Raw genomic sequence first — 25173 nt, forward strand, 5'->3', positions numbered from 1 at the left:
CCGTGGAAGAACTGAAGGCGATGGGCGTCGAGGCCGTGGCCTGCGTGGGCAACGTGTCCGCGCCGGACTTCGCCGATCGCTTCATCAACACGGCGATGAGCCACTTCAAGAGCATCGACATCCTCGTCAACAACGCCGGCTTCACCTGGGACGACGTGGTGCAGAAAATGAGCGACGAGCAGTGGTACGCCATCCTGGACTGCCACATGACCGCGCCCTTCCGCATCATCCGCGCCGCCTATCCGCACATCAAGGCACTGCACGCCGCCGACAAGGAAGCCGGCCGCGAGGTGTACCGCAAGATCGTCAACATCTCGTCGACCTCGGCCCTGAACGGCAATGCCGGCCAGCTGAACTACTCCGGCGCCAAGTCCGGCGTGATCGGCATGACCCGCGCGCTCGCCCGCGAATGGGGCCGTTTCAATGTCAATGTGAACGCCGTGGCATTCGGCCTGATCCACACCCGCATGACGTCGGCCGACGCCAAGGCCGGCGCGACTGTGAATATCGAGGGCCGCGACATCCGCGTCGGCCTGAATCCGGAACTGCTGAAGGCGCACGCCCAGCGCAACCCGCTCGGCCGTGGGGGCACCCCGGAGGAAGCCGCTGGCGGCGTGTACCTGTTCTGCTCGCCGGACTCGAACTACATCACCGGCCAGACCATCGCCGTGGCAGGTAACGTGCAGTAAGTGGGAAGCCGGCCGGTCATCGGGCGTGATGCGATGACCGGCCTTGCATCGCCCTCGGGCCGGCGCCAGCCACGCTACGGGTTCATCCGGCTTTAGTGTGGGTCGATTCGTCGCTGAGCTAGTTCCAGCACCGCCGCAGCGGGCGTGGCGTGGAAGGCATTGTCAGGCCCGGGGCATCTCCGCCGCCTTGGACAGCACGCGGACGGGCACCGGCTCATCGCGGCCTCGCAGGCGTGCGGCAAGCTGCGGCAAGCCTGCGGCCGAAACGCCGGCGTGCTGGAAGACCTGTTCCGAGACGATCGCCTCGCAAGCGATCTCTTTTGTCAACTGTTCAAGTCTCGAGGCCACGTTTAACGGGTCGCCAATCGCCGTGAACGTGACATGCTCGCGGAAACCAATCTCGCCCATGACGGCCCGGCCGCAATGCAATCCAATGCCAAAGCGGATTGGCGTCTGCAACTCCTGCTTGAGAGCGGCGTTGAGTTCGTCAATATTGGCTGCGACCAGCGGCACCGCGCTGAGCGCCTGACGACAGGCCACGGCCGGCTCGCTGTGCAAGCCAAAGATCGCGAGCACCGCGTCTCCCAGGAACTGGTTTGGCAGACCGCCCGCCTGGACCACCGCGGCGCAGACCGCACTCAGGAAGCGGCTGACCATGAAGATGCTGTCGAACGGCAGTTGTGCCGCCGCAAGCTTTGTGGAATCCCGCATATCCACGAACATGAACGCCGCGAATCGCTCTTGCGGCATGACGTCCCGCTGGCGCCGCTGCAGGAAGGCCGTGGAGGCGGCCGGAGGCACCAGTGGCCACACGGAGAGCGCATGGGTCGGCCGCAACTGGCAGGCGAGGCGCACTGTCTGCGAATCCGCTCCCAGCCGCTCCAGAACACGCCGCTCCGCCTCGGCCGGCGCGGGCAGCGGCACAGCGCTGAGCACGCGCACCCGGCACAACGTACATCGGGCGCGGCCACCGCAGGTGCTGGCATGGGGAACGCCGGCCATGCGGCTCGCCTCCAGCACCGAGAATCCAAGCGGCGCGAATACCTTTCGCCCGTCCGGATACATGATGCAGAGCCGCCCGACCTTGCGCTCCCGCACCATGCGCACCAGCCGCRCTGAGAGCACCAGCAGCAGCGCACCCCCATCGAAGAGCAAGAAATCGTTGCGCAGCTCGGCGAGCCAGAGATTTTGCAAATCCGTTCCGATGATCGCCGGGCGGGTCGCCGCGGCGCGCCAGACGGGATCCTGCGCGAGCGCGATCACTTCCCGTCCGCCTTGCAAGAAGCCTAGCAGCGCAAGCACCGGAAGCAGCACGGCAACGCTCAGCAGCACGCTTCGCCACGCACCAAACCATGGTTTCAAGCGCAACCAGAACCAGAGGCCGTAACACCCATGCAGCCAGGCAACCACCAGGAGCATCAGCTGCACACGGCCGAAGAACGGTGAAGCGATCCAGAACGAGTACAGCAACTGCGCATAACCCTTGTTCAGGTCAAACGCGGCAAAGGCGATCCGCGTATTCGCGACATGGTTGGCCAGCAGCGGCGGTATGCACAAGCCGAGGACGAGCTGCGCCACCTCGCCCGGCGTCCAATGCAACGAGCGCCGTTCGTACAGCGCCCACAAACCCAGGAAGAAATGCGTCACCAGCGCGCTGTACAGCACTGCCGTTCCAAGCCATCCCTGCCAGATGAACTTCTGCACAAGCAGGCCACGCTCCAGCCAGGCGAGCGAGATATTCCCCAGCGAGTGATTCAGGAGATGCGTACCCACGTAGGTAAACAGCACCAGTCCGGTGGTCAGGCGGACCGACCGCACACCCGCCGGCCGCAACCTTTGAAGATAGGGAAAGTGTGACATGCTCTACCTCCACGCATCCCGATGCGGCGGCGCTTGCCACCAAGCGCTGACACTGCCGAGCGCACGCTAGGTTAGCATCACTTCCAATGGGTAGTGCAGGCGCCTGAGGGCCTTGGCAATTTCCGGGCTCTGGCGCGACAAGGGCGGGCCGCAGCCCCGCCCTTTCTCTTTTCATTCATGCCGCCTGCGGTTCTGGCAGCGTCTTAGCCGTGCGCGCCGTCGGTGAACGGATCGCGCCGATCCGTGATTCTTGCGCCGTCGGAATAGACGTCGTACCTGCCTGCTTTCGCGCCATCCGTGTAGGGATCGCGCGGCCCGGCGATATGGGTGTTGCTGTCAGAGGTTGCGGGGATGCTGGGTGACTGGGCCAGCGCTGCGAACGAAGCCAATGCCGCGACAGCGGCCGAAATCAGGATTTTCATGACGATCTCCAATTACAGTAGGGATAGCTTCCAAAGCGCATCGCCGTGAAGGCTACGCCCGGGCACGCAACTCGCTTCCGGTTTCCGGGATATTGATCCATCCCGAGAACTCGTTCGCCGTGCATTTGTAGAACCGCGCAGCCACCCGTTTTATTCCCGCTCCAGTTGTTGACGCGGCTGCCGGCCAAGGGAAATTCCCGTGCCCCGGTTCGTGCTCCTGTGTCCTCTTATCGCTGATGCCACGGATGCGTTTTTTCCGCGAAAGAAATTGGGGAATAAGGAGACTGGCTCCGCGGTTAACCCATGCAGAGCGTCATGCTGCGCAGTCGAATCGACTGCGGCATCCCTCGCTCGAACAACCAAGGAGTATTGACATGAAATCGAATTCGCTGAATCGGCTTTTTTTCCTGCCCATGCGCGGTTCGCTCATCGTGAGCGCTGCGTTGATGGCAACCTCAGCTTGTGTATACGCGCAAACGTCGCCCGAACCCGGCACGCATCAAGTCACTCGTGCGGAAGTGCGGCATGAACTCGAGGAATTGGAGTCGGTCGGTTACAACCCTTCCCAAGGCGGGGATAGTAACTACCCCGCCGACATTCAAGCGGCGGAACAAAGACTGGAAGCCAAACATCAAGCGCAGAGGAGTGCGCTGATGAGTGGAAACCAGGCAGCACAGACCGGTGAAAACCAGACCGCGCAGACGAGGCCCACCCCTTGATTGCGGGCGCAGGTCGCACACGGCTTCTCGAAAGAGGATACGGCTGGCAGGGAAATTGAACGACTTTTTGTTTCRTACCAATCCTGATCGGATGGGATCATGAATCGAGACCAGTTCAAGTTTTGGAATGCCGTTGGCATCATTACGCCCGGGGCGAGCAATGCAACCTGCAAGCCTTGCGTGCCGCTGGCGATCAGCAGGATCACGATACGTTCATCGTTCGGTTCGAAGCCATAGAGAGAGGCGGCGAGCCGGGTCGCTATCGCATGGCGGATAGGTTGCACTTTCCTTCCCTTTGATACACAACAATGAGTAGACGCCGTTCCGTCGCCGGATATTCCCGCTTCTGCACGCAGTCATCCGCTTGCGACGCGCGCGCGGATCGTCGGTGGTGCGGAACTGGCTGCCCGGGAAGAAGACGGACATAGGAGGCGTACCGATCACACGACCGGCACTTCCTATGCCGAATCAACACGGGATCCGATTCAGGCGGCGGTTCCGGGAATAAAAATGGCATGCCGGCGGTCCTGTTGTTAACTCACTGCCGGTCACGGATTGCGGTTACAGCAGAAACTTCACAATGGCCGATCCAGACACCGCGCAGCGCTTCGAGACGCTTGTATTGCCTCATATGAACTCGGCTTTCAATGTCGCGCGATGGCTGACGCATAACGACCAGGATGCCCAGGACGTGGTGCAGGAGGCGTACCTGCGCGCGTTCCGGTTTTTTGGCGGATTCCGCGGCGAGGATGCCCGTGCATGGCTATTGAGCATTGTGCGCAACACCTTCTACACCTGGCATCAGCAGAACCGGGGGCATGCAGCGGAAACCATGATGTTCGAGGAAGACATGCACAGCCTTGAGATGAGTGCCGCTGACCATGACGTCAGTCCCGAAGCGATGCTCATACGCAGCCAGAGCCAGAAGCGGGTGCATAAGGCGTTGCAGGGCTTACGGCTGGAATACCGGGAAGTTGTCGTGTTGCGGGAACTGGAAGACTTGTCGTACAAGGAAATCGCCACCATCGTGGGCATCCCGATAGGCACGGTGATGTCTCGCCTGGGCCGAGGCCGCCAGCAACTCGCGGCGCTGCTCGCCCCGACGGATCAGGAGGCGTGATGGATCACAAACAGGCATTTGAATTACTGCCGGGCTATCTCGACCAGGAGTTGAGCCTGTCCGAAGCGCTCGAATTCGAGCGCCATCTTGCTGACTGCGAACAGTGCCAGCAGGTCTATGCACAACACCGCCAGGTGAGTGCGCAGCTGCGGCAGGCGGATTTGCGTGTAGAGGCGCCGCGGGAACTGGTGAAACGCATCAAGGCTGCGCTGCCGGCGCGCCGCACGCTCTGGCAGCGGCTGGGTGAGCGATTCGGCCGGTGGAGCGGCGGCGGGTCGCTGGCCTGGGCGCCGGCTGGCGCGATGCTGATGAGTGTGGTCGCGTTGACCTGGAGCGTGGGGCTGTACCTCTCGGTGCCATCGAGCGAGACGCGCCTGACCCAGGAACTCGTGGATAACCATATTCGCTCGTTGCAGGTCAATCACCTCTCCGATGTGATTTCAACCGACCGGCATACGGTCAAGCCGTGGTTTGACGGCAAGCTGGACTTTGCGCCACCTGTGGTCGATCTTGTGCAGCAGGGGTATCCGCTGGTCGGCGGGCGGCTGGATTACCTGAACGGGCGGGCGGTCGCCGTGATGGTCTATCACTACAAGCTGCACCCGATCAATCTCTATGTGTGGCCGGGCAACGACGCGGGCGCCACGCCTCGCATCTATGCGCAGCAGGGCTATCACCTCGCCCACTGGAGTGCCGCGGGCATGAATTACTGGGCGATCACCGATGCCGGCGAAGCGGAACTGAACGACTTCATCACGGACCTGCGCGCGCATCCGGCTTCCTAGCCTGCGCGGCGCGGTGCTCACGGTGGAACAAAACGGCGGAATAAAACGGATGGCCCGGCGGTCTTCCTCATGAACCCAATCGGGGGGGGGCCGTCGGATGGTCCGGCGGTCTGCCTCTCGAACCTGTCTCGTGAGGGCAATATGTCGTCAGATCATCCATCCAATCCGTCGCGCCGCGGCGCGTTGAAGTGTCTCGCTTTCGGTGGCGCGGGCACCGTCTTTGTCCTGGCCGGCGGCGTTCTCGCGCCGGTGGAACTGGCCCTTTCCGCCTCGGGGAAGGGTCAGCCGGCTGCCGCGGGCATCCCTCTTTTCCTGCAGATCAGCGACACGCATATCGGCTTCAACAAGGAAGCCAATCCCGACGTCGCTGGTACGCTCAGGCAGACGATTGACTTCGTCAATGCCATGCCGGTCAAGCCTGCGCTGACGATTCACACGGGCGACATTACGCATCTTTCCAAGGCCGAGGAATTCGACCACGCGGCCCAATTGATGTCGGGGCTGAATATCACCGAATTGCATACCGTGCCCGGCGAGCATGATGTCACCGATGGGCCCGGAACAGAGTACTTCAAGCGTTTCGGCCATGCCTCCGGCAACAGGGGCTACTACAGCTTCGACCACAGTGGCGTCCACTTTATCGGCCTGGTCAACGTGATGCATTTCAAGCCGAACGGTTTGGGGGGACTGGGCGACGACCAGCTCGCCTGGCTGCAAGCCGACCTGAAGGGCCGTTCGTCCAGCACGCCGATCGTCGTCTTCGCGCACATGCCGATGTGGACGATCTATCAACCGTGGGGGTGGGGCACCGGCGATGCCGGCGAGGCGATGGGCTATCTGAAGCGTTTCGGTTCGGTCACTGTCCTGAACGGCCATATCCACCAGATCGTCTCAAAGGTGGAAGGCAATATCACCTTCCACACGGCGCGCTCGACAGCCTACCCGCAACCGACGGCCGGCAATGGCCCCGGACCCATGCCGCTGACAGTCCCGGGCGATCAGCTTCCCAGGATGCTCGGCGTGACCAGCATCAAGATCATGCGCCACCCGTTCCAGGCGACGCTTGCCGACACGACGCTCGCCTGACTTGCCAGGCACTGTTCACCCACCAGGACCCAAATCATGCTAACGACTCTACTTCGACGCGCCCTCGTCGTCCCCCTCGGGGCCGGGATGCTCATGGCGGCATCGGTTCCCGGCTTCTCCGTCGCGCAAGCGCAGGAGACCCATGTCATCGTTGTGAAGAATTTCATGTTCTCGCCGATGTCGCTCACGATCAAAGCCGRCTCGACCGTGACCTGGAAAAATCTCGATGGCGAACCGCACACGATTGTCGACGACGCCGGCCTGTTCCGCTCCGGGGCGCTCGATCAAAACGACACCTTCAAGTTCAGGTTCGACAAACCGGGGGTCTACAAGATCTTCTGCGGCATACACCCGAATATGAAGGAGACAATCACCGTCCAGTAGCTCGGGCATGCACGGCCAGACCGCACGAGCCGCTACTGGCCATGCAGCGCGCCTGCCTTGCCCCGCAAGCCGGTCACTGGCAGCAATCCGACTACGGCCCCGAACAAGCCGCTGGCAAGGCATCTATCCTTATCAAAAGACAAACCCTGCCCTCGCGGCCTCTCGCCAGCCGGGCCCGAAAATGCAGCACACGCCACCCGAAGCTCCCCCCCCTCATCCGCCAAATGAAAATCAAAACAATTAGCAATTACAATGCAGACAAAAATACATAATTCACTCCTTGCCTTTTCAAACAATAAAATTATTATTTTTTATCCAATGACTGGTTTTATAAATAATGTAATTGGGAATCAATACCATGAAAACCGACAAGAAGGTTCTTCAGCTTCTCAATGGCCAGCTCAAGCATGAATTGACAGCGATTAACCAGTATTTCCTGCACGCCCGCATGTACGGGCACTGGGGCTTGAGCGCACTGGGCAAGCACGAGTACGCCGAGTCGATCGAAGAGATGAAGCATGCCGACAAGCTCATCGAACGCATCCTGATGCTCGACGGGCTGCCGAACCTGCAGGATCTCGACAAACTGCTGCTGGGAGAGAACACCGAGGAAATGCTGGGTTGCGACCTGAAACTGGAACTTGTTTCCCAAGCCAGCTGCAAGGAAGCCATCAAGTACTTCGAATCCGTGGGCGATTACGTGTCGCGCGAGATAGTCGTCGGGATTCTGGATGACACCGAAGAGCACATTGACTGGCTCCAGACGCAAATCGAGCTGGTGGCAAAGGTCGGCCTGCAAAACTATCTGCAATCCGCGATGGGGTCCCCCGCCTGATTCCGGGAACCGGCGGCGCCGTGCCTCAGAAACGCATCGTCGCCGACAACAGCAGCGTTCGCGGCTCGCCAATCGCCACGCCGCCGAATGCATCGACCGCGGCCCAGTAGCGCTGGTCGAAGACGTTGCGGACATTAAGCCGCAAGGTGGTCTGCCGGCGAGCCAGCGTGGTCTGGTAGCGCGCGCCGAGATCCACGCGGGTCCACTGCGGAATGCGCTGCGTATTGGCCTGGTCCACATACTGGCGCCCGGTGTAGACCAGGCTGCCGCTCAGCGTCAGGCCCGGCGCGAACGCGGCATCCCATTCGGCGCCAAGATTGGCTTGCAGCCGGGGCGCGCCGGCGGCGGTCTTGCCCTCCGTATCGGCGCTGCCGGTCCGGGTGAGCCTGGCGTCGAGCACGGCGGCGCTGACGAGCAGCCGCACCCCTGCCGCCGCCTCGCCGTACAGGCCGAATTCCAGCCCACGGTTGCGCTGCTCGCCGCTGGCGGTGAACAGCGTGCCGGACATCTGGCCACCCGGTTTGGTGATCTGGAACGCGCTGACAGTCGCGATCATGCCTCCCCGCTCCAGCTTGACGCCGGCTTCATACTGGGTCGACTTGTAGGGCGCGAATACCTCGCCCGCATTGCTGGCGCTGGAGGGCGCCGTGTCGCCCTTGCTCAGTCCTTCGATGCGGTTGGCGTACAGGGAGACGTGCTGCCAGGGCTTCACCACCAGGCCGAGCATCGGTGTCACTGCCCCCTCGTCATAGCGCGACGTGACGGCGCCGGCCGTGCCGAAATTCTCCGACCTGACCAGCTGGTAACGCACGCCCAGCGTCGCCTGCAACCGCTTGTCCAGCAGCGACAGCGTATCGGCCACGGCCACGCCGTTCAGCCGCGTCTCGGACACCTTCGGTACGCTGGCGGGCTCCAGGATGTACTGCGCGGGCAGGGATAGCGGATGGTAAAGGTTGGTCAGCGCGCTCGTGGACGCATGATTGAAGCCTCGCTCAAGCTGGTCCCGATAGCCGCTGACGACCAGGCTCAGGCGATGGCTGACCGGCCCGGTATCGAAGCGGGCCCGCAGGCCGGTATCCGCCGTGGCCCGGGCAACGTTGAACTTGTAGTTCGTGTCCGACACGGCAACATCGCCGGCCTCGTTGACAATGGTGGGCGTGATGGCAAAGAGCCTGGCAACCCGGGTGCGGCCACCGCCACCGTCCACGAACCAGGCCAGCTTGTCGCTGATGTCGTACTCCGCCCGCAACAGCAGCGACTGGTCGCGGATGCTGGAGTGCTCCCAGGGCTGCGTGATATTGCGCCGGCCATCCGGTGCGCCGGGTACGGCGATGCCGGGGACAATGTGCAGGAGCCGCGACGGCGCGTTGATCCTCTCCCGCTGGCCGATGAAATCCAGTGTCGCGCGCAAGCGCTCGCCCTGGTAATCCAGCGCCAGCGCGCCGGCCCCGGCATTGCGCGACTGGTTGTCCAGGCTGGTATCACCCGCCCGATAGCTCCCGTTAAGGCGRATGCCGAACTGGCGCCCGGCGCCAAGCCGCCGGCTCAGGTCAACGTTGCCGCCAAGCTGCGACGCCGCGGCGTAGTCGGCCGTGACCTGCGTCAGGTCCTCCGCGGTGGCCCGCTTGGGGACGATGTTGATGCCCCCGCCGACGCTCCCGCTCGGCGCCATGCCGATCAGCATGGCGGTCGGGCCCTTGATCAGTTCGACGCGCTCGACATAGCCGGTCGACACCCGGTAGTTGGAGGCGACGCCATACAGGCCGTCGAAGGCGATTTCCCCGAAGTTGCCGTTGCCCACGGGAAAGCCGCGGATCGTGAAGGCATCCAGGATGCCGCCGGGCTGGCTGACAAAGCGCACCGACGCATCGTTGGCCAGCACATCCCCTACCGTGCGCGCCTGCTGGTCTTCGATCGCCCTGGCGGTGTAGCTGGTGACGCTGAACGGCGCGTCCATGATGTCCGTGTTGCCGAGCATCCCCAGCCGGACGCCGCGCGCGAGCTGCCCGTCCGCGAAGGGCTGCGGCAATTCGCCCGCGGCTGGGGACGTACTGGTGATGGTCACGGCGGGCAGCACCGGCACGGCCTCGGTGCGAGCGCCCTCCCGCGCCTTGCGCACGGCGAAGCCGCCGCCCGGCAACGCCACCGCATCCAGCCCGGTGCCCGCCAGCAGCGTCTTCAGCCCCTCGGGCACCGTATGGCTGCCTTGCAATCCCGGGCTCCGGGCTGCGCCGAGCAGCGCGGCATCGTAGGAAAGATCGATGCCGGCGGCACTGGCGAAGCGGTTGAGCACCGCATGGAGCGGGCCGGGCGCGATGGCGAAGGACCGCGCCTGGCCAGCGCCCGGCGCCTGCGCGCGCGCGGTGGACGACGGCATGGCCACCCACAGTGCAAAACAGGCGAGAGCGCCGGCAAGCGCGCGGTATCGGACGCGCAACGGCTTAGAAGTCCACACTCATGGACGCCATGAAGGTACGCGGCGCGCCCAGCGAAATCGTGCCGTACGACGCCACCCCCGACCAGTACTTGCGGTTGAAGGCATTGAACAAACCCGCGCGGAAGGTGGTGGATTTGCCGTACAGCGATGTCTTGTAGCGCGCGCCCAGGTCGACCGTGGTCCACGACGGCACCTGCTGCGTGTTCGCCTGGTTGACGTATTCGCTGCCGGTGTAGTTGACCGCCCCCGTCAGGGTCAGGCCGGGCACCCACGGCAGGTCCCATTCCGTGCCCAGGTTAGCCATCACGGCAGGCACGCCCACCGGACGGTTGCCGCGCGTGGCCGCGCTGTTGGTCCTGGTCAGTTCCCCGTCGAGCAGGGTCACGCCGCCGAGCAGGCGCACGCCCTTGTAGGCCTGGCCCGACAGCGTCAGCTCCAGCCCCTGGTTGCGTTGCTCGCTATCGATGGCGTAGACCGTGCCGAACAGCTGGCCGCTCGGCTTGGTCATGCGGAACGCCGCCAGCGTCGCCATCACCTTGCCCGAGTCGTACTTGACGCCGACCTCCTGCTGCTTGGTCTTGTACGGCGCGAAGACCTGCCCCGCGTTCGACGCCGTGGCCGGTGCGATGTCGCCCTTGCTCAGCCCCTCGACGTAGTTCGCATACAGCGACACGTTTTGCCAGGGCTTGTAGACGATGCCGGCCAGCGGCGTGACGGCGCTCTCGTCGTATGCGGACGTCTTTGCGCCGGTGGCGGCGTAGTTGTTCGACCTGACCTGCTGGTAGCGCAAGCCAAGGGTCAACTGCACGCGGTCGTCGAGCACGCTCAGGGTGTCGGCCAGCGACAGGCCCGACAGCGTGGAGTCGGAGACCTTGGGCACCCGCTGCGGCGAGGCGATGTCCTGCGCCGGGCGGTCGATCGGCGCGTAGATGTTCGACGTGACGGGCATGCCGGAGACATTGGCATTGGCGATACGGTCCATATACAGGTTCGCCTGCAGCGCCAGTGCGTGCCTGACGGGGCCGGTCTCGAACCTGCTCCTGACGCCGGTATCGAAGCTCGACCGGTTGACCTGGAACTTCCAGTTCTGCACGGCCGACGAGGTGGCGCCAGCCGGATTCAGAATGGTCGGCGTCTGGTCGGACAGGCGCGCCACATCGGAGCGGGTACCGCCGGCATCGGCGAATACGGTCACATTGTCGGTGACATCGTATTCCGCGTGCAGCAGCGTCGAGACATCGTTGGACTTCCACCAGCCCCAGGGCTGGCTGACATTGCGCCGGCCGTCCGGCGCGGATGGCACCTGCAAGCCGGCCGCGACCAGGAAGGGACGCGTCGGCGCATCGACCCACTGGTATTGCTCGATCACGTCGAGCGACGCGCGCAGGCGATCGCCGTGATAGTCCAGGGACAACGCCGCCACTTCGGCGCGCGACTTCTGGTTGTCGAGCGCGGTCGGTCCCTGGCGGTGCAGGCCGTTGAAACGGATGCCCCACTCCCGCTCGCTGCCGAAGCGGCGGCTCAGGTCGACCGCGCCGCCCACCTGCGCATCGGAGGCGTAGTCGAGGGTAAAGCGCGTCAGGTCCTGCGCCAGCGCCCGCTTGGGCACGACGTTGACCACGCCGCCCACGCCGCTGTTGGGCGACATGCCGTACAGCAAGGCGGCTGGCCCCTTCAGCACCTCGACCCGCTCCAGGTACTCGGTGAACAGGTGGTAGTTCGGCGAAACGCCATAGWCGCCGTCGAACGCGATCTCGGACAGGTTGCCCTCGTTGATCGGAAAGCCGCGGATAAAGAAGGAGTCGGTCACGCCGCCGACCTGGCCGGTAAAGCGGACGGAAGGATCGCTGTTCAGTACCTCGGCCAGCGTGACGGCCTGCTGGTCCTCGATCCGCTGGGCGGTGTAGTTGGTGACGGCGAACGGCGTGTCCATCACGCCTTTGTTGCCCAGCAGCCCGAGGCGGCCGCCGCGCGCCACCTGGCCGCCCGCATAGGCCGGCGGCAGCTCGCCCGGCGCTTCGGTGGCGGCGGTGACGGTCACCGCCGGCAGCGTGGCCGTGGTGTCCTGGGCCGCAGCCTGCGATTGCGCCCTCACTGCGAGCGGCGCCATGCTCGCGCCCAACGCAAGGCAGACGAAGGCGTGGTGCAGCGCGACCGCGAACGGCTTGAGCCGGGGTGGGCGCGCTGTGGCAATGACGGTGGCAGTGGCAGTGGCATGGCGTGTTGCAGACATCTGATTCTCTTCTCCGGCAGCGTGGTGTTTGAAGTTCCTACGCAGTAGGCCGGTCGAGAATCAAAATCCCCTCAAATTTTCCTGAATTCTTTTTCTTGCATGGCTGGCATGGCGCTTAGCTGCCTGCGGCGGGCCCCACCGTGACCCAGAAGCGCGTGCGGTAGACGACGGCAACCGGCTGCGACTGCGCCAGGAAACGCAGCGTCTGATCGGTGTCGCGCAGGTGATAGGCCCCGGAGATGCGCAGGTCCGCCACGCGCGGATCGCAGACGATGCGGCCCATGCGATAACGCGCAAGCTCGGCCAGCACGTCGGCCAGGCGCATGTCCTTGCCGGCGATGACGCCACTGGCCCAGCCGTCCGCCTCGAAGGTCTGCGCCGGTGCCGGCGCACTGCCGCCACTGGCCAGCCACCAGCTCGTACCCGCCTGGGCCACGTCCCCGGTTCCCCCCGTCGACGGATACAAGGCGACGGCGCCCTCCTGCACGCTGACCCGGGCGCGCCCGTCCCCGATGCGGACCACGAAGCGGGTGCCCAGCGCGCGCAGGCTGCCGAACGGCGTTTGCACCCAGAACGGCCGCGCCGCCCCGCTGGCGGCGGCAAAGCGATCGTCATGTCCCGTGGTGACCAGGATCTCGCCGCGCCGCAATGTGATCAGGCGGCGCTCGCCGCCCAGCCCGGTACTGATGGCGGTATCGGTGTTGAGCACGATGGTGCTGCCATCGTCCAGCCGCACGGTGCGCTGTTCGCCGGTCGCGGTGCTCGCATCGGCAAGCAGGCGCTGCCATGGCGCCAGTTCGCGCACGCCCTGCACGGCCACCACCGAGATACCGGCCAGCGCCAGCACCTTCAGCGCCTGCCGGCGCCTCAGCCCGCTGGCRCCGCGCCGCGCGCCGGCGTTTTGCAGCGTATCCAGGGCAAGCGCCGGCGGCATGCCGGAGAAATCGTCCCGCAGCGCCTGCACCCGTTGCCAGGCAAGCGCGTGCAGCGGGTCCGCGGCGAGCCACTGCGCAAACGCCTCGCGCGTGCTGGCGGTGGGCTCGCCGAAGTCGAGCTGGATCGTCCAGGTGATGGCCTGGTCGACGATGCGAGCGGGAATCGGGGGGTCGGGCGCGGGCGATTTCCCCGCCGGGCTGGCGGGATCAGTCACCGAAGCGTAAGGCGTAGCAMTGCCGCAGCGCCGCCGCGACRTRGCGTTCGGCGGTCGCCAGCGACACCCCGAGGCGCTCCGCGATCTGCCGGCACGTCAGCCCTTCCAGCTGGGCCCACAGGAATGCCGCGCGCACCTGCGGCTTGAGCGCATCCAGGACGCGGTCGATGGCGATCAGGGTTTCCAGGAAGACCATCCGGCTCTCGGGCGACGGCGCGTGGGCCGGCGGCAACTGCGCCAGCGTCTCCAGCCAGGCCAGCTCCAGCTCCCGGCGCCGCCAGTGCTCGATGACCAGCCCGCGCGCGATCGTGCTCAGGTAGGTGCGCGGCTCCCGGATATCGGCGGGCTGCCGGTGGAGCAGGCGGAGAAATACGTCCTGCGCCAGGTCGGCCGCATCGCAGGCGTTGCCCAGCTTGCGGCGCAGCCATCCCTGGAGCCAGCGGTTGTGCTCGCTGTAGAGGGTGTTGACGTGCTGCTGGAGAGCGGATTCGGCGGCAGCCATGCTGCATTCCTGATGATGACGGGTCTGGCGCGGCCAAACATCGATTGGCTTAAATGAGAATTGTTCGCATTATAGTACAAGCGGGTCCGCTGGTACAACTTTCCGGGAAGGAGGAAGAACGACGGCGCAAGGCCGGCCAGCATGCCGGGCGCCGCGCCGAAGCGCACGGCGGCGGCGCTGTCACGTTGAGGTGTTGATGACGCAATAGCGGAGAGGCCGCGCATCCGGCTCCCACGTTCACGCGTGCTTTCGAGATCATTCCGACCGCACGCATCGCCGCCTGGCCCGCCATTGGCGGGGTATCGCCAAACAGGTCCTTTTAAGGGGGGGCAATATCCAAAAAAGGAGGGGGCACAGCCACGTTACCGAGGCGGTCCAGTAGGATGGTGCGATGAAGAAAGCCAAATCGCTCTGTCACGGTCGCCCCTTCCCCGCGGCGGTTATCCGTTGCGCAGTGCGTTGGCATTTCCGCTTTCCGTCGAGCCTGCGCGATATCGAAGCGATGCTGCTAGAGCGCGGCGTGGTTGTCAGCTACGAAACCATCGCGTCGCGTCAAGGCCGCAGCCAAGCGGCCTTTCAAGCGCGTGCCTGCCTCTTGTCCCGAAGGGCCGCGCAAAATCGTGCCCGGCCACCTCCACAGCTAACCGGCGGCAAAGACCGAGATCCCGGCGGTGAAGCCTCTGCCGCACGGTGCATGCACCCTACCTATTTGCTGGAATGATGAAAAAGCTGATCCGGATTTTTGCATTTTTTAGCATAGCCATTGTGTTGAATGCAATACCTTCAATAGCGCAAGCCCAACTAGCGTGTCCTTACACGACGCTTATGGCACCGCCGTCGACAATCGCTTTCGATCCAACGGTCCCGGTCGGGACGGTACTGTGGAGTAGAGGTATTCAGACGCAGTTTCGTAGTACCAGCTCAATTAATGGCGCCCGCTGGTGTCCGAAAGGGCTCACTAGATTTGGCATCACAGGATCAAAACCCTATCTGGGCAACAATCTTTACGAGACTGGCATACCCGGTATTTCATATCGTTTCAAGATGAGTGACCCGGTAATCGGCCAGCAAATGTGTTGGACGCAATATTTCCCAGGCGTCTGCGTAATCGAGTCGGGAGGAATGGTAAACCATACGTTGTCCGTTAGACAGGCTCAATTACCGGCGGCGGGATATTGTCAGGAATGTTTGCGCACTGGTACTATGACGGTGATTATGCCACCTACTCTTGGGGGGGCAGCGTCGTAATACAGCCAACTATCCCGACATGCAAGGTATCGACGCCATCGATTGCGGTCCGTCTTCGAGACGTGAATGTAAACGTCTTTAGCGGAGTCGGAAAGACGTCACCAAACCAGTCTTTTGATATCGTGCTGCAGTGCTCTGGCGGAGATACCGGCACAAAGACAAATATCTATACAACGCTGACCGATCAGACCGATCCGAGTAACGTTTCAGATACCCTGTCCCTTACCAAGGACTCCACTGCATCCGGTGTTGGCATTCAGGTTTTAAATGGGACCACGGTGATCAAATATGGCCCGGATTCCAGCGCCGCAGGTAATAAGAATCAGTGGAAGGCTGGTTCAGCTGGTAATGGTACATTCACTGTACCGCTGACAGCCCGGTACATCCAGACCGCACCCGCGGTGAAAGCCGGAACTGCAAATGGTCGCGCGACTTTCACGATGAGCTATCAGTAACAGGGCAAACGGCCCGCCGCATCGGCGGGGTCGACCTTCTCCACGCGGCTGCGGCGAAACGACACCACGTCGCGAAACGCCCGGGCCGCAATAGCCACGTTCCCGGCCGGCACAGTGGATAGCAGTGGATAGACCATAATGGCGGTCGCCCCAAGCATCCAGCTTCCGCCCCGCACCGTGCCAGACGCCGATAGCCCCTCTTCCTGTCCCGCCAACAGCCCGTCGGGCGTGGCCCCGCCCCTCCCCGTTTCCGGCTGGCACCGCCGCGTCCTGTCACTGGCATTCCCCATCATCCTCGCCAACCTGACGCAGCCCATCCTCGGCGCGGTCGACAGCGCCGTTGCCGGCCACCTGCCGGACCCGGCCTACCTGGGCGGAGTCGCCGCGGGCGGGTTGTTCTTCAGCTTTGTGTTCTGGGGTTTCGGCTTCCTGCGCATGGGCACCACGGGCCTCGTCGCGCAGRCGTTCGGCGCCCGGGACGGCGCGGCGCTGCGCGCGACGGTGGTACGCGCGCTGCTGCTGGCGGCTGTCATCGGCGCCGGCGTCCTGGCGGTGCGGATGCCGCTGATCACGACCGCGCTAGGACTGATCGGCGGCAGCGATACCCTCCAGCACCACGCGCGCGCCTACAGCCACGCGCGGATATGGGCCGCGCCTTTTGCATTGTGCAACTATGTCGTGCTGGGCTACCTGCTTGGCTGCCAGCACGTGCGGCTCGCCTTGCTGACCCAGCTGTTCATCAATGCGGTGAACATCGCCGCGGTGCTGCTCTTCGTCYATGTGTTCGACTGGGGCATCGCTGGAATCGGCGCCGCCACCGCAACCGCCGACGCGTGCGGCTTCGTGCTGGGCGCCGCGTTGCTGTGGCGGCTGCGTCCCCGCGGCCTGCCGCCGCTGCGCTGGGCGGCCATCGCCCACGCGCACGAGCTGCGGCAACTGGTCTACCTCAATCGCGACATCTTTATCCGGACCCTGTGCCTGATCGCCAGCTTTGGCTGGTTCGCGCATGCCGGCGCCAGGCAAGGCGACGTCATCCTCGCGGCCAATGCGCTGCTGCTCAACTTCCAGACCTTCATGGCGTACGCGCTGGATGGCTTTGCGCATGCGGCAGAAGCGCTGGTCGGAGCGGCCATCGGCACGCGGGACCGCCACGCATTCCGGCGCGCGGTCCGGGTCACGATGATCTGGGCGGTGGTCGGCGCGATGGGTTTTTCGCTCGTTTATGCCTGCGCCGGCGAATGGATCATCGCGTGCCTGACCGACCAGCCGGCGGTGCGCGACGCCGCTGTGCGCTTCCTGCCGTGGGCGGTCGCGTTGCCGCTGGTTTCGGTCTGGGGTTTCCTGCTGGATGGCGTCTTTATTGGCGCGACCTGCACCCGCGACCTGATGCACTCGATGGCGCTCTCGTTCGGGGCGTTCATGCTGGCCGCGGTGACGCTGGCGGGGCCGTTCGGGAATGACGGATTGTGGGCGGCGCTGTTGTTGTTCATGGCAGTGCGCGGGATCACCCTGGCGCGGGTGCTGCCGCGCATCGAGGCCAGCCGTCTGGGCAGTTGCTGACCGTCAGAACAACGCCCTTTGCCGCGTCACCAGGGTCTCGAACGCGTCGCCCAGGAAAGGCAATATGGCATCGGCCACCGGCTGCAGCTGCCGGCTCAGGTAATGCTCATAATCGATCGCGGAGCGCCGCGTCTCAAGCGGCTCCGGGCCCGCGACGGTCATCACATAGCTGATCCAGCCGCCGTTCTGGTACTGCAATGGCCGCCCTTCCTTGCGATTGAATGCATCGGCGACGCGCGCCGCGCGGACGTGCGGCGGCACGTTGCGCTGGTAGTCTTCCAGGGTCCGGCGCAGCCGCTTGCGGTACACCAGCAACGCTTCGAACTCGCCGTTCAAGGTGCGGGCAACGTAGTCCTGCACGTACTCCCGGTACGGCTGCTTCTTGAAAATGCGCTGATACAGCTCTTGCTGGAATTGCTGCGCCAGCGGCGTCCAGTCGGTGCGTACCGTCTCCAGGCCCTTGTAGACCATTTCCTCGCTACCGTCCGCCTTGGCGACCAGCCCCGCGTAGCGCTTCTTGCTGCCCTGCTCGGCGCCGCGCACGGTCGGCATCAGGAAGCGGCGGTAATGGGTCTCGAACTCCAGTTCCAGCGCGCTTTCCAGTCCGAACTGCTGTCGCAGATGCTGCTGCCACCACTGGTTCACATGCTGGACGAGCATGCGGCCGATCTTTGCGGCCTGTTCTTCCGAGTGCGGCTGTTTCAGCCAGACAAAAGTGGAATCGGTGTCGCCGTAGATGACCTGGTAGCCCTGGGCCTCGATCAGTTCGCGCGTCCGGTGCATGATCTCGTGCCCGCGCATGGTGATGGAGGACGCCAGGCGGGGGTCGAAAAAGCGGCAGACGCTCGATCCCAGCACGCCGTAGAACGCATTCATGATGATCTTCAGCGCCTGCGACAGCGGCTTGTTCTGCTCGCGCTTCGCGGCCTCCCGGCCTTRCCAGATCTGGCTGACGATGGCGGGCAGGCAGTGCTTTGTGCGCGAGAAGCGCGCGCCGCGGAAGCCCGGCACCGAATTCGCGTCCGATGGGTCGTCCAGCCCTTCCACCAGCCCGAGCGGATCGATCAGGAAGGTGCGGATGATCGAGGGGTACAGGCTCTTGTAGTCCAGCACCAGCACCGAGTCGTACAGGCCGGGTTGCGAATCCATGACGAAGCCGCCGGGGCTCCCTCCCTCCGGCACCTCGCCCAGGTTCGGCGCCACATAGCCCTGGCGGTGCATCAGCGGCATATACAGGTGCGTAAAGGCCGCGACGGAGCCGCCGCTGCGATCCGCGGGCAGCCCCGTGACGGCGGCGCGTTCCAGCAGGAAGGTCAGCAACTCGGTCTTGGCGAAGATTCGCGTCACCAGCTCGCAGTCCTTCAGGTTGTAGCGCGCCAGTGCCGGCTTGTCCTCGGCGAAGCGGCGGTCGATTTCCGCCATCCGCTGATACGGGTTGTCGATGGATTTCCCCTCGCCCAGCAAGGTCTGGGCGACGTTCTCCAGGCTGAAGGACGGGAAATTCCAGGTGGCGGACCGCAGTGCCTCGATGCCGTCGATAATCAGGCGGCCGGCGGCGGAGGCAAAGAAATGGTTCTCCTTGAACCCGTGCTCGCGCCATTCGAGCAGGCTGCCGCCGCGGCCGAACGCCAGCGGAACCTGATAGCGGTCCGCGTGCTTTTGCAGGACGCGCAAATCGAACTGCACCACGTTCCAGCCGATGATGGCATCGGGATCGTGCACCGCCAGCCATTGGTTCAGCTTTTCCAGCATCAGCGCGCGGGTGGCGCAGTACTCCAGGCCGAAGTCGAGCCCGCTGTCGTCGCCGTTCGGCGGCCCGAGCATATACACCTGGCGCTGGCCGCAGCCTTCGAGCGCGATGGAATACAGATCGCCGTGGGCGGTGGTTTCGATATCCAGCGACACCAGCTTCAGCCGTGGCCGATATTCCGGCGCCGGCCTCATCTGGCTGTTGAGCAACGGGCCATTTTCTCCGGACTCACCGGATTCGCCGGCAAACCATACCGGCGCGGTGATGAACCGCTCCATCAGGTAGCGTTCCGGGGGACGGATGTCGGCCTCGTAGACGCTGACGCCGGCCTCCTTCAGCTGCCTTTCCAGCTTGATCAGCTGGCGATGCTGCTGGCAATACAGCCCCAGTACCGGGCGGCGGTGGAAATCGCGCAGCGGCAGTTCGCGCAGTTCGGCCTGGCGCTCGCCATGCAAGACGATTTCGGCCATCTGGCGGTGTTCGGCGGGGATGAACGCCACCGAAGGCTGCGGGGCCAGGCGGATATGCCGCGGGCCGCTATCGGTTGCCAGCCAGAACTCGACCTCCGTGCCGGCGGGCGTATCGCGCCAGTGTCGAGTCAGAAGAAAACCCTGTTGTCGTTGCGCCACCTGCTGCCTTTGAGAACCTGCCGAACCTGGGGCGGCTATTTTACTGGTCGTTGGAGGCCGGGCGGCATTGTCAGGATGAGTCAGTTGACAGCCCCGGATTCAGGACGATTTGGTGCAGCGCACTTGCGGCAGCTTCCACGCGCGCCCGCGCCGACACCGTATCATGTGCGTGATTTTGCCATTCCCGACTTCATCGTTACCCGTACCGCACATGCAACTCGTACTGTTTGACCTTGACCACACCCTGATTCCCTTCGACAGCGGCTCCACCTGGCTGCGCTACCTGATGCAACTCGGTGTGCTGGACGAAACCGAATTCGCCCCGCAGAACCAGCGCTTCGCCCAGGACTACGTCGACGGCAAACTGGATATCCACGCCTTCCAGCGCTTCTGCATGTCCTTCCTGGCCCGCTACGACCGCGGCGATCTGGAAGCGTGGCGCAGCGCCTTTATCGCCAGCATTGCCGACCGCATCCCGGCGCCGGCACGCGAACTGGTGGACCAGCATCGCGCCGCGGGCGACCTGTGCTGCATCGTGACCGCCACCAACGACTTCGTCGCGCGCGGCTTTGCCGACAGCTTCGGCGTGGAGCACCTGGTGGCCTCGCAGGCGGCCACCATCGGCGACGGCCCGCTGGCCCGGTTCAGCGGCGAGATGATCGGCGTGCCGAGCTTCGGCGCCGGCAAGGTGGGGCGGGTGGCCGACTGGCTCGCCGCGATCGGGCGGCGCTGGGAGGAATTCGAGCGCACGCTGTTCTATTCGGATTCGCTCAATGACCTGCCGCTGCTGGAACATGTCAGCCATCCGGTCGTGGTGGCGCCGGACCCGCGCCTGCGGGCCATCGCGGAGGAACGGGGCTGGCCCGTTGCCGAGCAGGCCGGGCCGCTGGTTGTTGCCTGACTGTGGCGCGTGTAGCGTCCGCGCCAGTGCGGCAATGAGCCAATCGGTCGCGACGCCCACCACCGCCTCGTGATCCGGGCGCTTCAGCAAATGGGCATTTTTTTGCGCATTGCGCGCAGGTCTGCCGCCGCCTATAAATAAGTGCCGGGTGTTGCCCTTCCATGCTGCCCGCATCGCGGCCGATCACGGCCGGCGTGTCGCAAGGAGCCCGTCATGCACCCGTCACGTCTCAACGCCTGTCGCCTCGTGACCATCGTCTGGCTGTGCTTTGCGACGTGCCAGCCGGTCTGGGGCTACGGCTGGACGGGGCACTGGCGAGTCATGGAAGCGGCATGGCCGTCGCTCAGCGCCGGCCTGTGCGACGGCCAATCCGGTCAGCATACCTTCAAGCCTGGCGCGCTGGACCTGACCCGGCAGGAAATCGCGCTCGCCGCGGGCCTGGGCGCTGTCATCGGCGATATCGGCTACATCACCCAGGGCACCGAACAGTTCAGCGACCTGATGCACTACGTCGGCACCGGCAACTACATCGACAACGTCGTCAAGACGACTTGTGAAAAGTACGGTGGCGATCCGGCCATGATCGCCTTCCTCGCGGGGGTGCGATCCCACTACTGGGCGGATCGTGTGGGACATCACGAGGGCACCAACGTCGCCGTGGCTACGCTATCGGCCAAGAACCACGACAAGGCATTGACGCGCGTCGCCTACGAGATGGACATTGCCATGCACAAGCGGCTCGAACTCGGGGCTTTTTCCGTTTACGACCTTCGCTACGGCACCATCCGCGTGGCTACCGGTTTTATTGTTGGCGGCAGCGAGAGCCGCCTCGTCGAGCGAGCGAGATACGTGCTGGCCGTGGCCGCGGAGATGACCTATGGCAAGGCGGGCGCGACGCTGGTGCCAGGCTACGCCACCATCCTGATCTTCCTGTACCACGTCAGCGACAGCGTCTGCCAGACCGCCCACGCGACGTACGGCGAAGGTCCCGCGCGGACCGCCGACCTGCGCGCGATGCTCGACGCGTGCAGGAAGATGGCGCAGACCGTCAAGCCCACCGGCGCGCAGAAAGACCCCGCCTCCGACCAACTGGCCGCCGAGGGCATCCAGTTGGCCAACCGCGCCGGTCTGGAAACGATTTACGAGGCTTCGATCGACAAGGTCACGGTGGCCTTGCGCCACGCGGGCAAGGGACTGCTCGCCAACTACAACCTCGATACCAACCTGCCCTCGGTCGGAGGCCAGTACGCGCATGCGGACGTCGCCTATCGCCGCCTCGGTGCAGCATCCGGTGACCGCTGCGATCCGGCGCATCCCGAGGCTATCGTGACCGGCGCGCTACGTGACTGGCATGGCTACCAGGCCGCCGGGGTCTGCGTGCGCCACGCCGCCAGCGAGGCGATGCGGACCCTTTCGTGCGCCGCGCGCCCGCCGTCGGCCGCGCTGGCGTTGATCGAACGGTACTGGCTGTGGGATCTCACGCTGCCGCCGCGGCCGGGTGGCGCAGCAGCACCGGCAAGCGCGGCAACGCGTGCGGCAACGGCGGCACAGACGACACCGGCCTCCGCCGTCCAGGCCAATTCCTGCCGGCCAGCGAACTTCCGATGGCACCAGACCACTTTTCGCCTGGACGCGCAATGCCTGCTCGGCGCCGAGCCGCCGGCCCGCGCCATTGAGCTCATGCTGGCCTGCCCGGCGGCGCGCAATGGCCGCACCAGGTTGCAGCCGGACGAGGCGCTCGACCGCTTGCGCCTTGCCCCGCGGGAGTACTCGCCGCTGGACCCCGCCACGGGCCTGTACCGCTGATGTCGATCAGCGCCTGCCGCCGAGGCTGGCCGAGTGAAGTCGTTCGATGAATTTCAAGTTTCTTCCTCTGTCGATATCCGAGAATCATCATGGCCACGTCCACAATTTCCCTCACGCCCACGACCGTTTCGCGACTGTACGCTGTCGGCCGCGCCCTTCTTGGCTCTCTCTTTCTGATTTCGGGGTTATTGAAGATCGGCAGCTTCGCGGGCTACTCCGCGTGGATTGCCAGCGCCGAACTGCCGCTGCCGGGCCTGCTGCTGATACTAACCATCGCGATCGAAGTCGGCGCCGGCCTTACCCTTGCCACGGGCTGGAACGCGCGATGGGGCGCACTGGTTCTTGCGCTGTTCCTGGTCCCCACGACCCTGATCTTCCATTGGTTCTGGCGCGCCGATCCCTCAGACGTTGCAAACCAGCTCAACCACATCCTGAAGAACGTCTCAATCCTGGGTGGCATGCTGGTTGTATTCGCGATCGAATCATCACGCAGGCAGAGATGAACCGTTGACTGAGCGTTGGCTGAGCCATGCAGAGTGGCCTGATCGCCAGCTTCACTCGCGCCTGAAGGCTTGCCACCACGAAACACCTTGAGTAGCGCCGGCAGCAATTTGTGCAGTACCTTCGCCATGGCGGCTTCGTCGATCATCCGCCCCGGCTGAACGCGGGGGGCAAAGCCGTTGCCGAGCGACCGCTGGCGGCGCCGGCATCATGGACGTCCTCGTGCGCGTAAGCGGCTGGTGCAAGGCCGGGCTCCTGCGAATCAGGCGCCTCCTCCCCCTCGCGGCGGCTCAGTTTCGTCTGACCAGCGGGGCCGGGAACCACTCGCCGGACAGGATAGCCTGGTCCGGCCCGTAAAGGCGGAACGTCAGGTTGTAACCCTGTCCCCTGGGGGTCGGCAGCCAGTTGCCGTCCGGTACGCCGTCCGGCCTGGACGGCGCGAAGTACAGCGTCAGCGAACCGTCCTTCCCGTAGCTCAGCCTGGACTGCTTGTTGATCAGGAACCGGTTCTTGGGATTCGGGATCACGCGAAAGTCCCTGGAATCCACCGCGATCACCGACCAGAAGTACTTCACGTGGCCAGCGGGCAGGTCGGCCTTGGCAAAGGTGATGGTGTACGCGTTGCCGCCGTCCAGCCGGGCGCCTGTCCCGTCGGTATCTGTCTTGAAGTACACCACCTCATCGGTGCTGTTGGCCCAGATGCCAGCCATATCGATACGGGTGCGGGTCCGGTAATCGTCTCCGTACTTGCCAATCGTGCTGGGCCGGTTCCAGCCGTTCTTGATGGTGCCGGCAGTGGAAAACGACTTGAGGAATCCCGGCAGTGTTTGCTCGCGGATGACCTTGTCCACCCGCGCGCGTTCGGCGGGGTTGCCCGCCACCGCGGCGCTCACTGCGCGTACCTTGGCCCGGACATCGCCCATGCCCGGATTGATGTCCGGCTCGCTGTCCAGCGCGATGGCGGCCGAGTCGAAGGCTTCCACACCGGGCAGCGTGTCATTGCTGAAAACCGGGGTGGCGGGAATCGGGGCGATCTGCGGCGTGCCGGTCATCCGGATCGTGATCTGTCGCTGCAGGGCGATGGCTTGCTTCTTGTCCGCGCCCAACTCCACTCTCGCCAGCACGCGCGTTGCCTTGCCCGGCAGGTCGATGCGCTTCGCATCCGGTGGCAGTGGCGCGGTGGCGCCTTTCAGGCACATCGCAAAATTGCCGCCGGGATGGCCGGGATAGTTGCGTTCGTTGATGTTGGCGACTGTCTCCCCCCACCCGTTCAGGAACTGGACCGTGTAGTAGCGCCCCTTGATGCGCGGTACGTTGACGACCGCACAAGTCTTCTCGTCCACCGCGATCCAGGCCTCGCTGTAGGCAACATCCAGGTTCGGATTGGCCCAGGAAACGCCGCCCACATCGCGGTGCAGGATCTGGTTCCACTGGAAACCGTCTTTCTGGAAGTCAAGTTGCTCCTGGCGCAGGACAAGCAGGCGGCCCAGCAGGTAGACGTAGGCATCGTTGACGTCCTGGTCCGGCACCATGCCCGCGGCTGGCTCACCCTTCGGCGCACTGCCGCACCCAGACAGGCCGGCCAGCATGGCGGCGGCCAGCACAACCGCGGCGACGGGACGAGATGAGTGATCCATGACTTACTCCGCTCCAGAAAAGCGACTGATGAAATGCCCGAAGTGTCTGAAGTGTCCTGAGGGGTGCCATTTGCACACCGTACACTTTCGCTGGCCGGTGGGTAAAAGTGAATTAAAAATATTGCGCGAGCGATCTACGTAACTTGGATGCCGAGGCCGTCTGTCCCGCCCGACCGGCGGGGCAAGCCATGGTTGCATGATGCAGCAGCCACAAAAGTGCGATGCCGCACTTAACCGAAATCCGGCCCGATGTCCCGCCGTTACCTCTGCATGAACTATGCTGTACTTGCCTACCCCCGATCTGAAAGGAGCCGCCAATGACCTGGACCACTCCCGCATACATCGATATGCGGTACGGATTCGAAATCACCATGTACATCGCCAACCGCTGACCGGCGGACGGCGGAATCCGCGAAAGCCCGCTGTCCAGCGGGCTTTTTCCTTGGCTCCGGCTGGACAGGCAC

21 protein-coding genes and 1 pseudogene are annotated in these 25173 nt (G+C 64.3%); 14 read left to right on the top strand and 8 right to left on the bottom strand.

What is annotated here, in order from left to right:
* Positions 1-689 (top strand): SDR family NAD(P)-dependent oxidoreductase (locus AC1DN0_RS28110; RefSeq protein WP_477146168.1); only part of this gene is annotated, 689 nt, incomplete at its 5' end.
* 162 nt (positions 690-851) lie between these two features.
* Here AC1DN0_RS28110 and AC1DN0_RS28115 read toward each other — a convergent pair.
* Together AC1DN0_RS28115 and AC1DN0_RS28120 are read right to left on the bottom strand one after the other, a co-directional pair.
* Positions 852-2477, bottom strand: a complete 1626-nt coding sequence (locus AC1DN0_RS28115) for an adenylate/guanylate cyclase domain-containing protein (RefSeq protein WP_477146169.1) — start codon at positions 2475-2477, stop codon at positions 852-854.
* A gap of 275 nt (positions 2478-2752) precedes the next feature.
* Entirely contained in the window at positions 2753-2971 is a 219-nt protein-coding gene (locus AC1DN0_RS28120) for a hypothetical protein (RefSeq protein ID WP_045242673.1), read from the bottom strand.
* A 374-nt stretch (positions 2972-3345) separates the two neighbouring features.
* On the opposite strand from AC1DN0_RS28120, the gene AC1DN0_RS28125 reads away from it, so the two are divergent.
* The 6 genes from AC1DN0_RS28125 (at position 3346) to bfr (ending at position 7900) form a co-directional block, all read left to right on the top strand.
* A complete protein-coding gene (locus tag AC1DN0_RS28125; RefSeq protein WP_441633510.1) occupies positions 3346-3690 on the top strand; it encodes a DUF4148 domain-containing protein in 345 nt (114 codons plus the stop codon).
* A gap of 580 nt (positions 3691-4270) precedes the next feature.
* Positions 4271-4810, top strand: a complete 540-nt coding sequence (locus tag AC1DN0_RS28130; RefSeq protein ID WP_441633512.1) for a sigma-70 family RNA polymerase sigma factor — start codon at positions 4271-4273, stop codon at positions 4808-4810.
* A complete protein-coding gene (locus tag AC1DN0_RS28135) occupies positions 4810-5595 on the top strand; it encodes an anti-sigma factor family protein (protein ID WP_477111563.1) in 786 nt (261 codons plus the stop codon). The genes AC1DN0_RS28130 and AC1DN0_RS28135 overlap by 1 nt, the downstream gene beginning before the upstream one ends.
* A gap of 141 nt (positions 5596-5736) precedes the next feature.
* Positions 5737-6681 (top strand): metallophosphoesterase family protein, encoded by a 945-nt coding sequence (locus tag AC1DN0_RS28140; RefSeq protein ID WP_477111564.1) that lies wholly within the window; start codon positions 5737-5739, stop codon positions 6679-6681.
* Positions 6682-6717: 36 nt separating this feature from the next.
* Entirely contained in the window at positions 6718-7065 is a 348-nt protein-coding gene (locus AC1DN0_RS28145; RefSeq protein WP_477146170.1) for a cupredoxin domain-containing protein, read from the top strand.
* Positions 7066-7423: 358 nt separating this feature from the next.
* Positions 7424-7900, top strand: coding sequence for a bacterioferritin (bfr, locus tag AC1DN0_RS28150; protein ID WP_276288369.1), 477 nt, complete (start codon positions 7424-7426; stop codon positions 7898-7900).
* Positions 7901-7925: 25 nt separating this feature from the next.
* Here bfr and AC1DN0_RS28155 read toward each other — a convergent pair whose 3' ends face one another.
* The 4 genes from AC1DN0_RS28155 to AC1DN0_RS28170 form a co-directional block, all read right to left on the bottom strand.
* A complete protein-coding gene (locus tag AC1DN0_RS28155; protein WP_477111565.1) occupies positions 7926-10355 on the bottom strand; it encodes a TonB-dependent siderophore receptor in 2430 nt (809 codons plus the stop codon).
* Complete coding sequence (locus AC1DN0_RS28160) at positions 10342-12570, bottom strand: TonB-dependent receptor (protein WP_477146171.1); 2229 nt, start codon at positions 12568-12570, stop codon at positions 10342-10344. The genes AC1DN0_RS28155 and AC1DN0_RS28160 overlap by 14 nt, the downstream gene beginning before the upstream one ends.
* A 115-nt stretch (positions 12571-12685) precedes the next feature.
* The gene (locus tag AC1DN0_RS28165) at positions 12686-13720 is read right to left on the bottom strand and encodes a FecR domain-containing protein (protein ID WP_477146172.1); all 1035 of its coding nucleotides are present in this window, start codon (positions 13718-13720) and stop codon (positions 12686-12688) included.
* Positions 13713-14222, bottom strand: coding sequence for a sigma-70 family RNA polymerase sigma factor (locus tag AC1DN0_RS28170; RefSeq protein WP_477146173.1), 510 nt, complete (start codon positions 14220-14222; stop codon positions 13713-13715). Before AC1DN0_RS28170 ends, AC1DN0_RS28165 begins: the two co-directional genes overlap by 8 nt.
* A 391-nt stretch (positions 14223-14613) precedes the next feature.
* On the opposite strand from AC1DN0_RS28170, the pseudogene AC1DN0_RS28175 reads away from it, so the two are divergent.
* The 3 genes and pseudogenes from AC1DN0_RS28175 to AC1DN0_RS28185 all read left to right on the top strand — a co-directional run.
* Positions 14614-14863, top strand: a pseudogene (locus AC1DN0_RS28175) (IS6 family transposase); the annotation flags it as partial.
* 543 nt (positions 14864-15406) lie between these two features.
* Complete coding sequence (locus tag AC1DN0_RS28180) at positions 15407-15925, top strand: fimbrial protein (RefSeq protein ID WP_477111567.1); 519 nt, start codon at positions 15407-15409, stop codon at positions 15923-15925.
* A gap of 138 nt (positions 15926-16063) precedes the next feature.
* Positions 16064-17485, top strand: a complete 1422-nt coding sequence (locus AC1DN0_RS28185; protein WP_477146174.1) for an MATE family efflux transporter — start codon at positions 16064-16066, stop codon at positions 17483-17485.
* 3 nt (positions 17486-17488) lie between these two features.
* On the opposite strand, the gene AC1DN0_RS28190 is transcribed toward AC1DN0_RS28185, so the two are convergent.
* A complete protein-coding gene (locus AC1DN0_RS28190; protein WP_477146175.1) occupies positions 17489-19864 on the bottom strand; it encodes a DNA polymerase II in 2376 nt (791 codons plus the stop codon).
* 211 nt (positions 19865-20075) lie between these two features.
* On the opposite strand from AC1DN0_RS28190, the gene AC1DN0_RS28195 reads away from it, so the two are divergent.
* The 3 genes from AC1DN0_RS28195 (at position 20076) to AC1DN0_RS28205 (ending at position 23074) form a co-directional block, all read left to right on the top strand.
* Positions 20076-20765 carry an HAD family hydrolase gene (locus AC1DN0_RS28195; protein ID WP_441633532.1) on the top strand — a complete coding sequence of 230 codons (690 nt, stop codon included), beginning with the start codon at positions 20076-20078 and terminating at the stop codon, positions 20763-20765.
* A gap of 213 nt (positions 20766-20978) precedes the next feature.
* A complete protein-coding gene (locus AC1DN0_RS28200) occupies positions 20979-22571 on the top strand; it encodes a zinc dependent phospholipase C family protein (RefSeq protein ID WP_477111569.1) in 1593 nt (530 codons plus the stop codon).
* An 89-nt stretch (positions 22572-22660) separates the two neighbouring features.
* Positions 22661-23074 (top strand): DoxX family protein, encoded by a 414-nt coding sequence (locus AC1DN0_RS28205; protein WP_051649119.1) that lies wholly within the window; start codon positions 22661-22663, stop codon positions 23072-23074.
* 288 nt (positions 23075-23362) lie between these two features.
* Here the strand turns inward: AC1DN0_RS28205 and AC1DN0_RS28210 are convergent, their stop codons facing one another.
* On the bottom strand, positions 23363-24709 hold the full coding sequence (locus AC1DN0_RS28210) for a DUF1214 domain-containing protein (RefSeq protein WP_477111570.1): 1347 nt from the start codon (positions 24707-24709) through the stop codon (positions 23363-23365).
* Between the two features lie 317 nt (positions 24710-25026).
* On the opposite strand from AC1DN0_RS28210, the gene pqqA reads away from it, so the two are divergent.
* Positions 25027-25101, top strand: coding sequence for a pyrroloquinoline quinone precursor peptide PqqA (gene pqqA, locus AC1DN0_RS28215; RefSeq protein ID WP_081862393.1), 75 nt, complete (start codon positions 25027-25029; stop codon positions 25099-25101).
* Positions 25102-25173: the final 72 nt, after the last annotated feature.

The sequence above is a fragment of the Cupriavidus sp. 05N39 genome, assembly GCF_056397325.1.

Coding starts and splice junctions, on each gene's coding strand:
- AC1DN0_RS28200 (WP_477111569.1), top strand. CDS start 20,979: ATGCACCCGTCACGTCTCAACGCCTGTCGCCTCGTGACCATCGTCTGG.
- AC1DN0_RS28140 (WP_477111564.1), top strand. CDS start 5,737: ATGTCGTCAGATCATCCATCCAATCCGTCGCGCCGCGGCGCGTTGAAG.
- AC1DN0_RS28120 (WP_045242673.1), bottom strand. CDS start 2,971: ATGAAAATCCTGATTTCGGCCGCTGTCGCGGCATTGGCTTCGTTCGCA.
- AC1DN0_RS28180 (WP_477111567.1), top strand. CDS start 15,407: ATGTTTGCGCACTGGTACTATGACGGTGATTATGCCACCTACTCTTGG.
- AC1DN0_RS28195 (WP_441633532.1), top strand. CDS start 20,076: ATGCAACTCGTACTGTTTGACCTTGACCACACCCTGATTCCCTTCGAC.
- AC1DN0_RS28210 (WP_477111570.1), bottom strand. CDS start 24,709: ATGGATCACTCATCTCGTCCCGTCGCCGCGGTTGTGCTGGCCGCCGCC.
- AC1DN0_RS28130 (WP_441633512.1), top strand. CDS start 4,271: ATGGCCGATCCAGACACCGCGCAGCGCTTCGAGACGCTTGTATTGCCT.
- AC1DN0_RS28125 (WP_441633510.1), top strand. CDS start 3,346: ATGAAATCGAATTCGCTGAATCGGCTTTTTTTCCTGCCCATGCGCGGT.
- AC1DN0_RS28205 (WP_051649119.1), top strand. CDS start 22,661: ATGGCCACGTCCACAATTTCCCTCACGCCCACGACCGTTTCGCGACTG.
- bfr (WP_276288369.1), top strand. CDS start 7,424: ATGAAAACCGACAAGAAGGTTCTTCAGCTTCTCAATGGCCAGCTCAAG.
- AC1DN0_RS28135 (WP_477111563.1), top strand. CDS start 4,810: ATGGATCACAAACAGGCATTTGAATTACTGCCGGGCTATCTCGACCAG.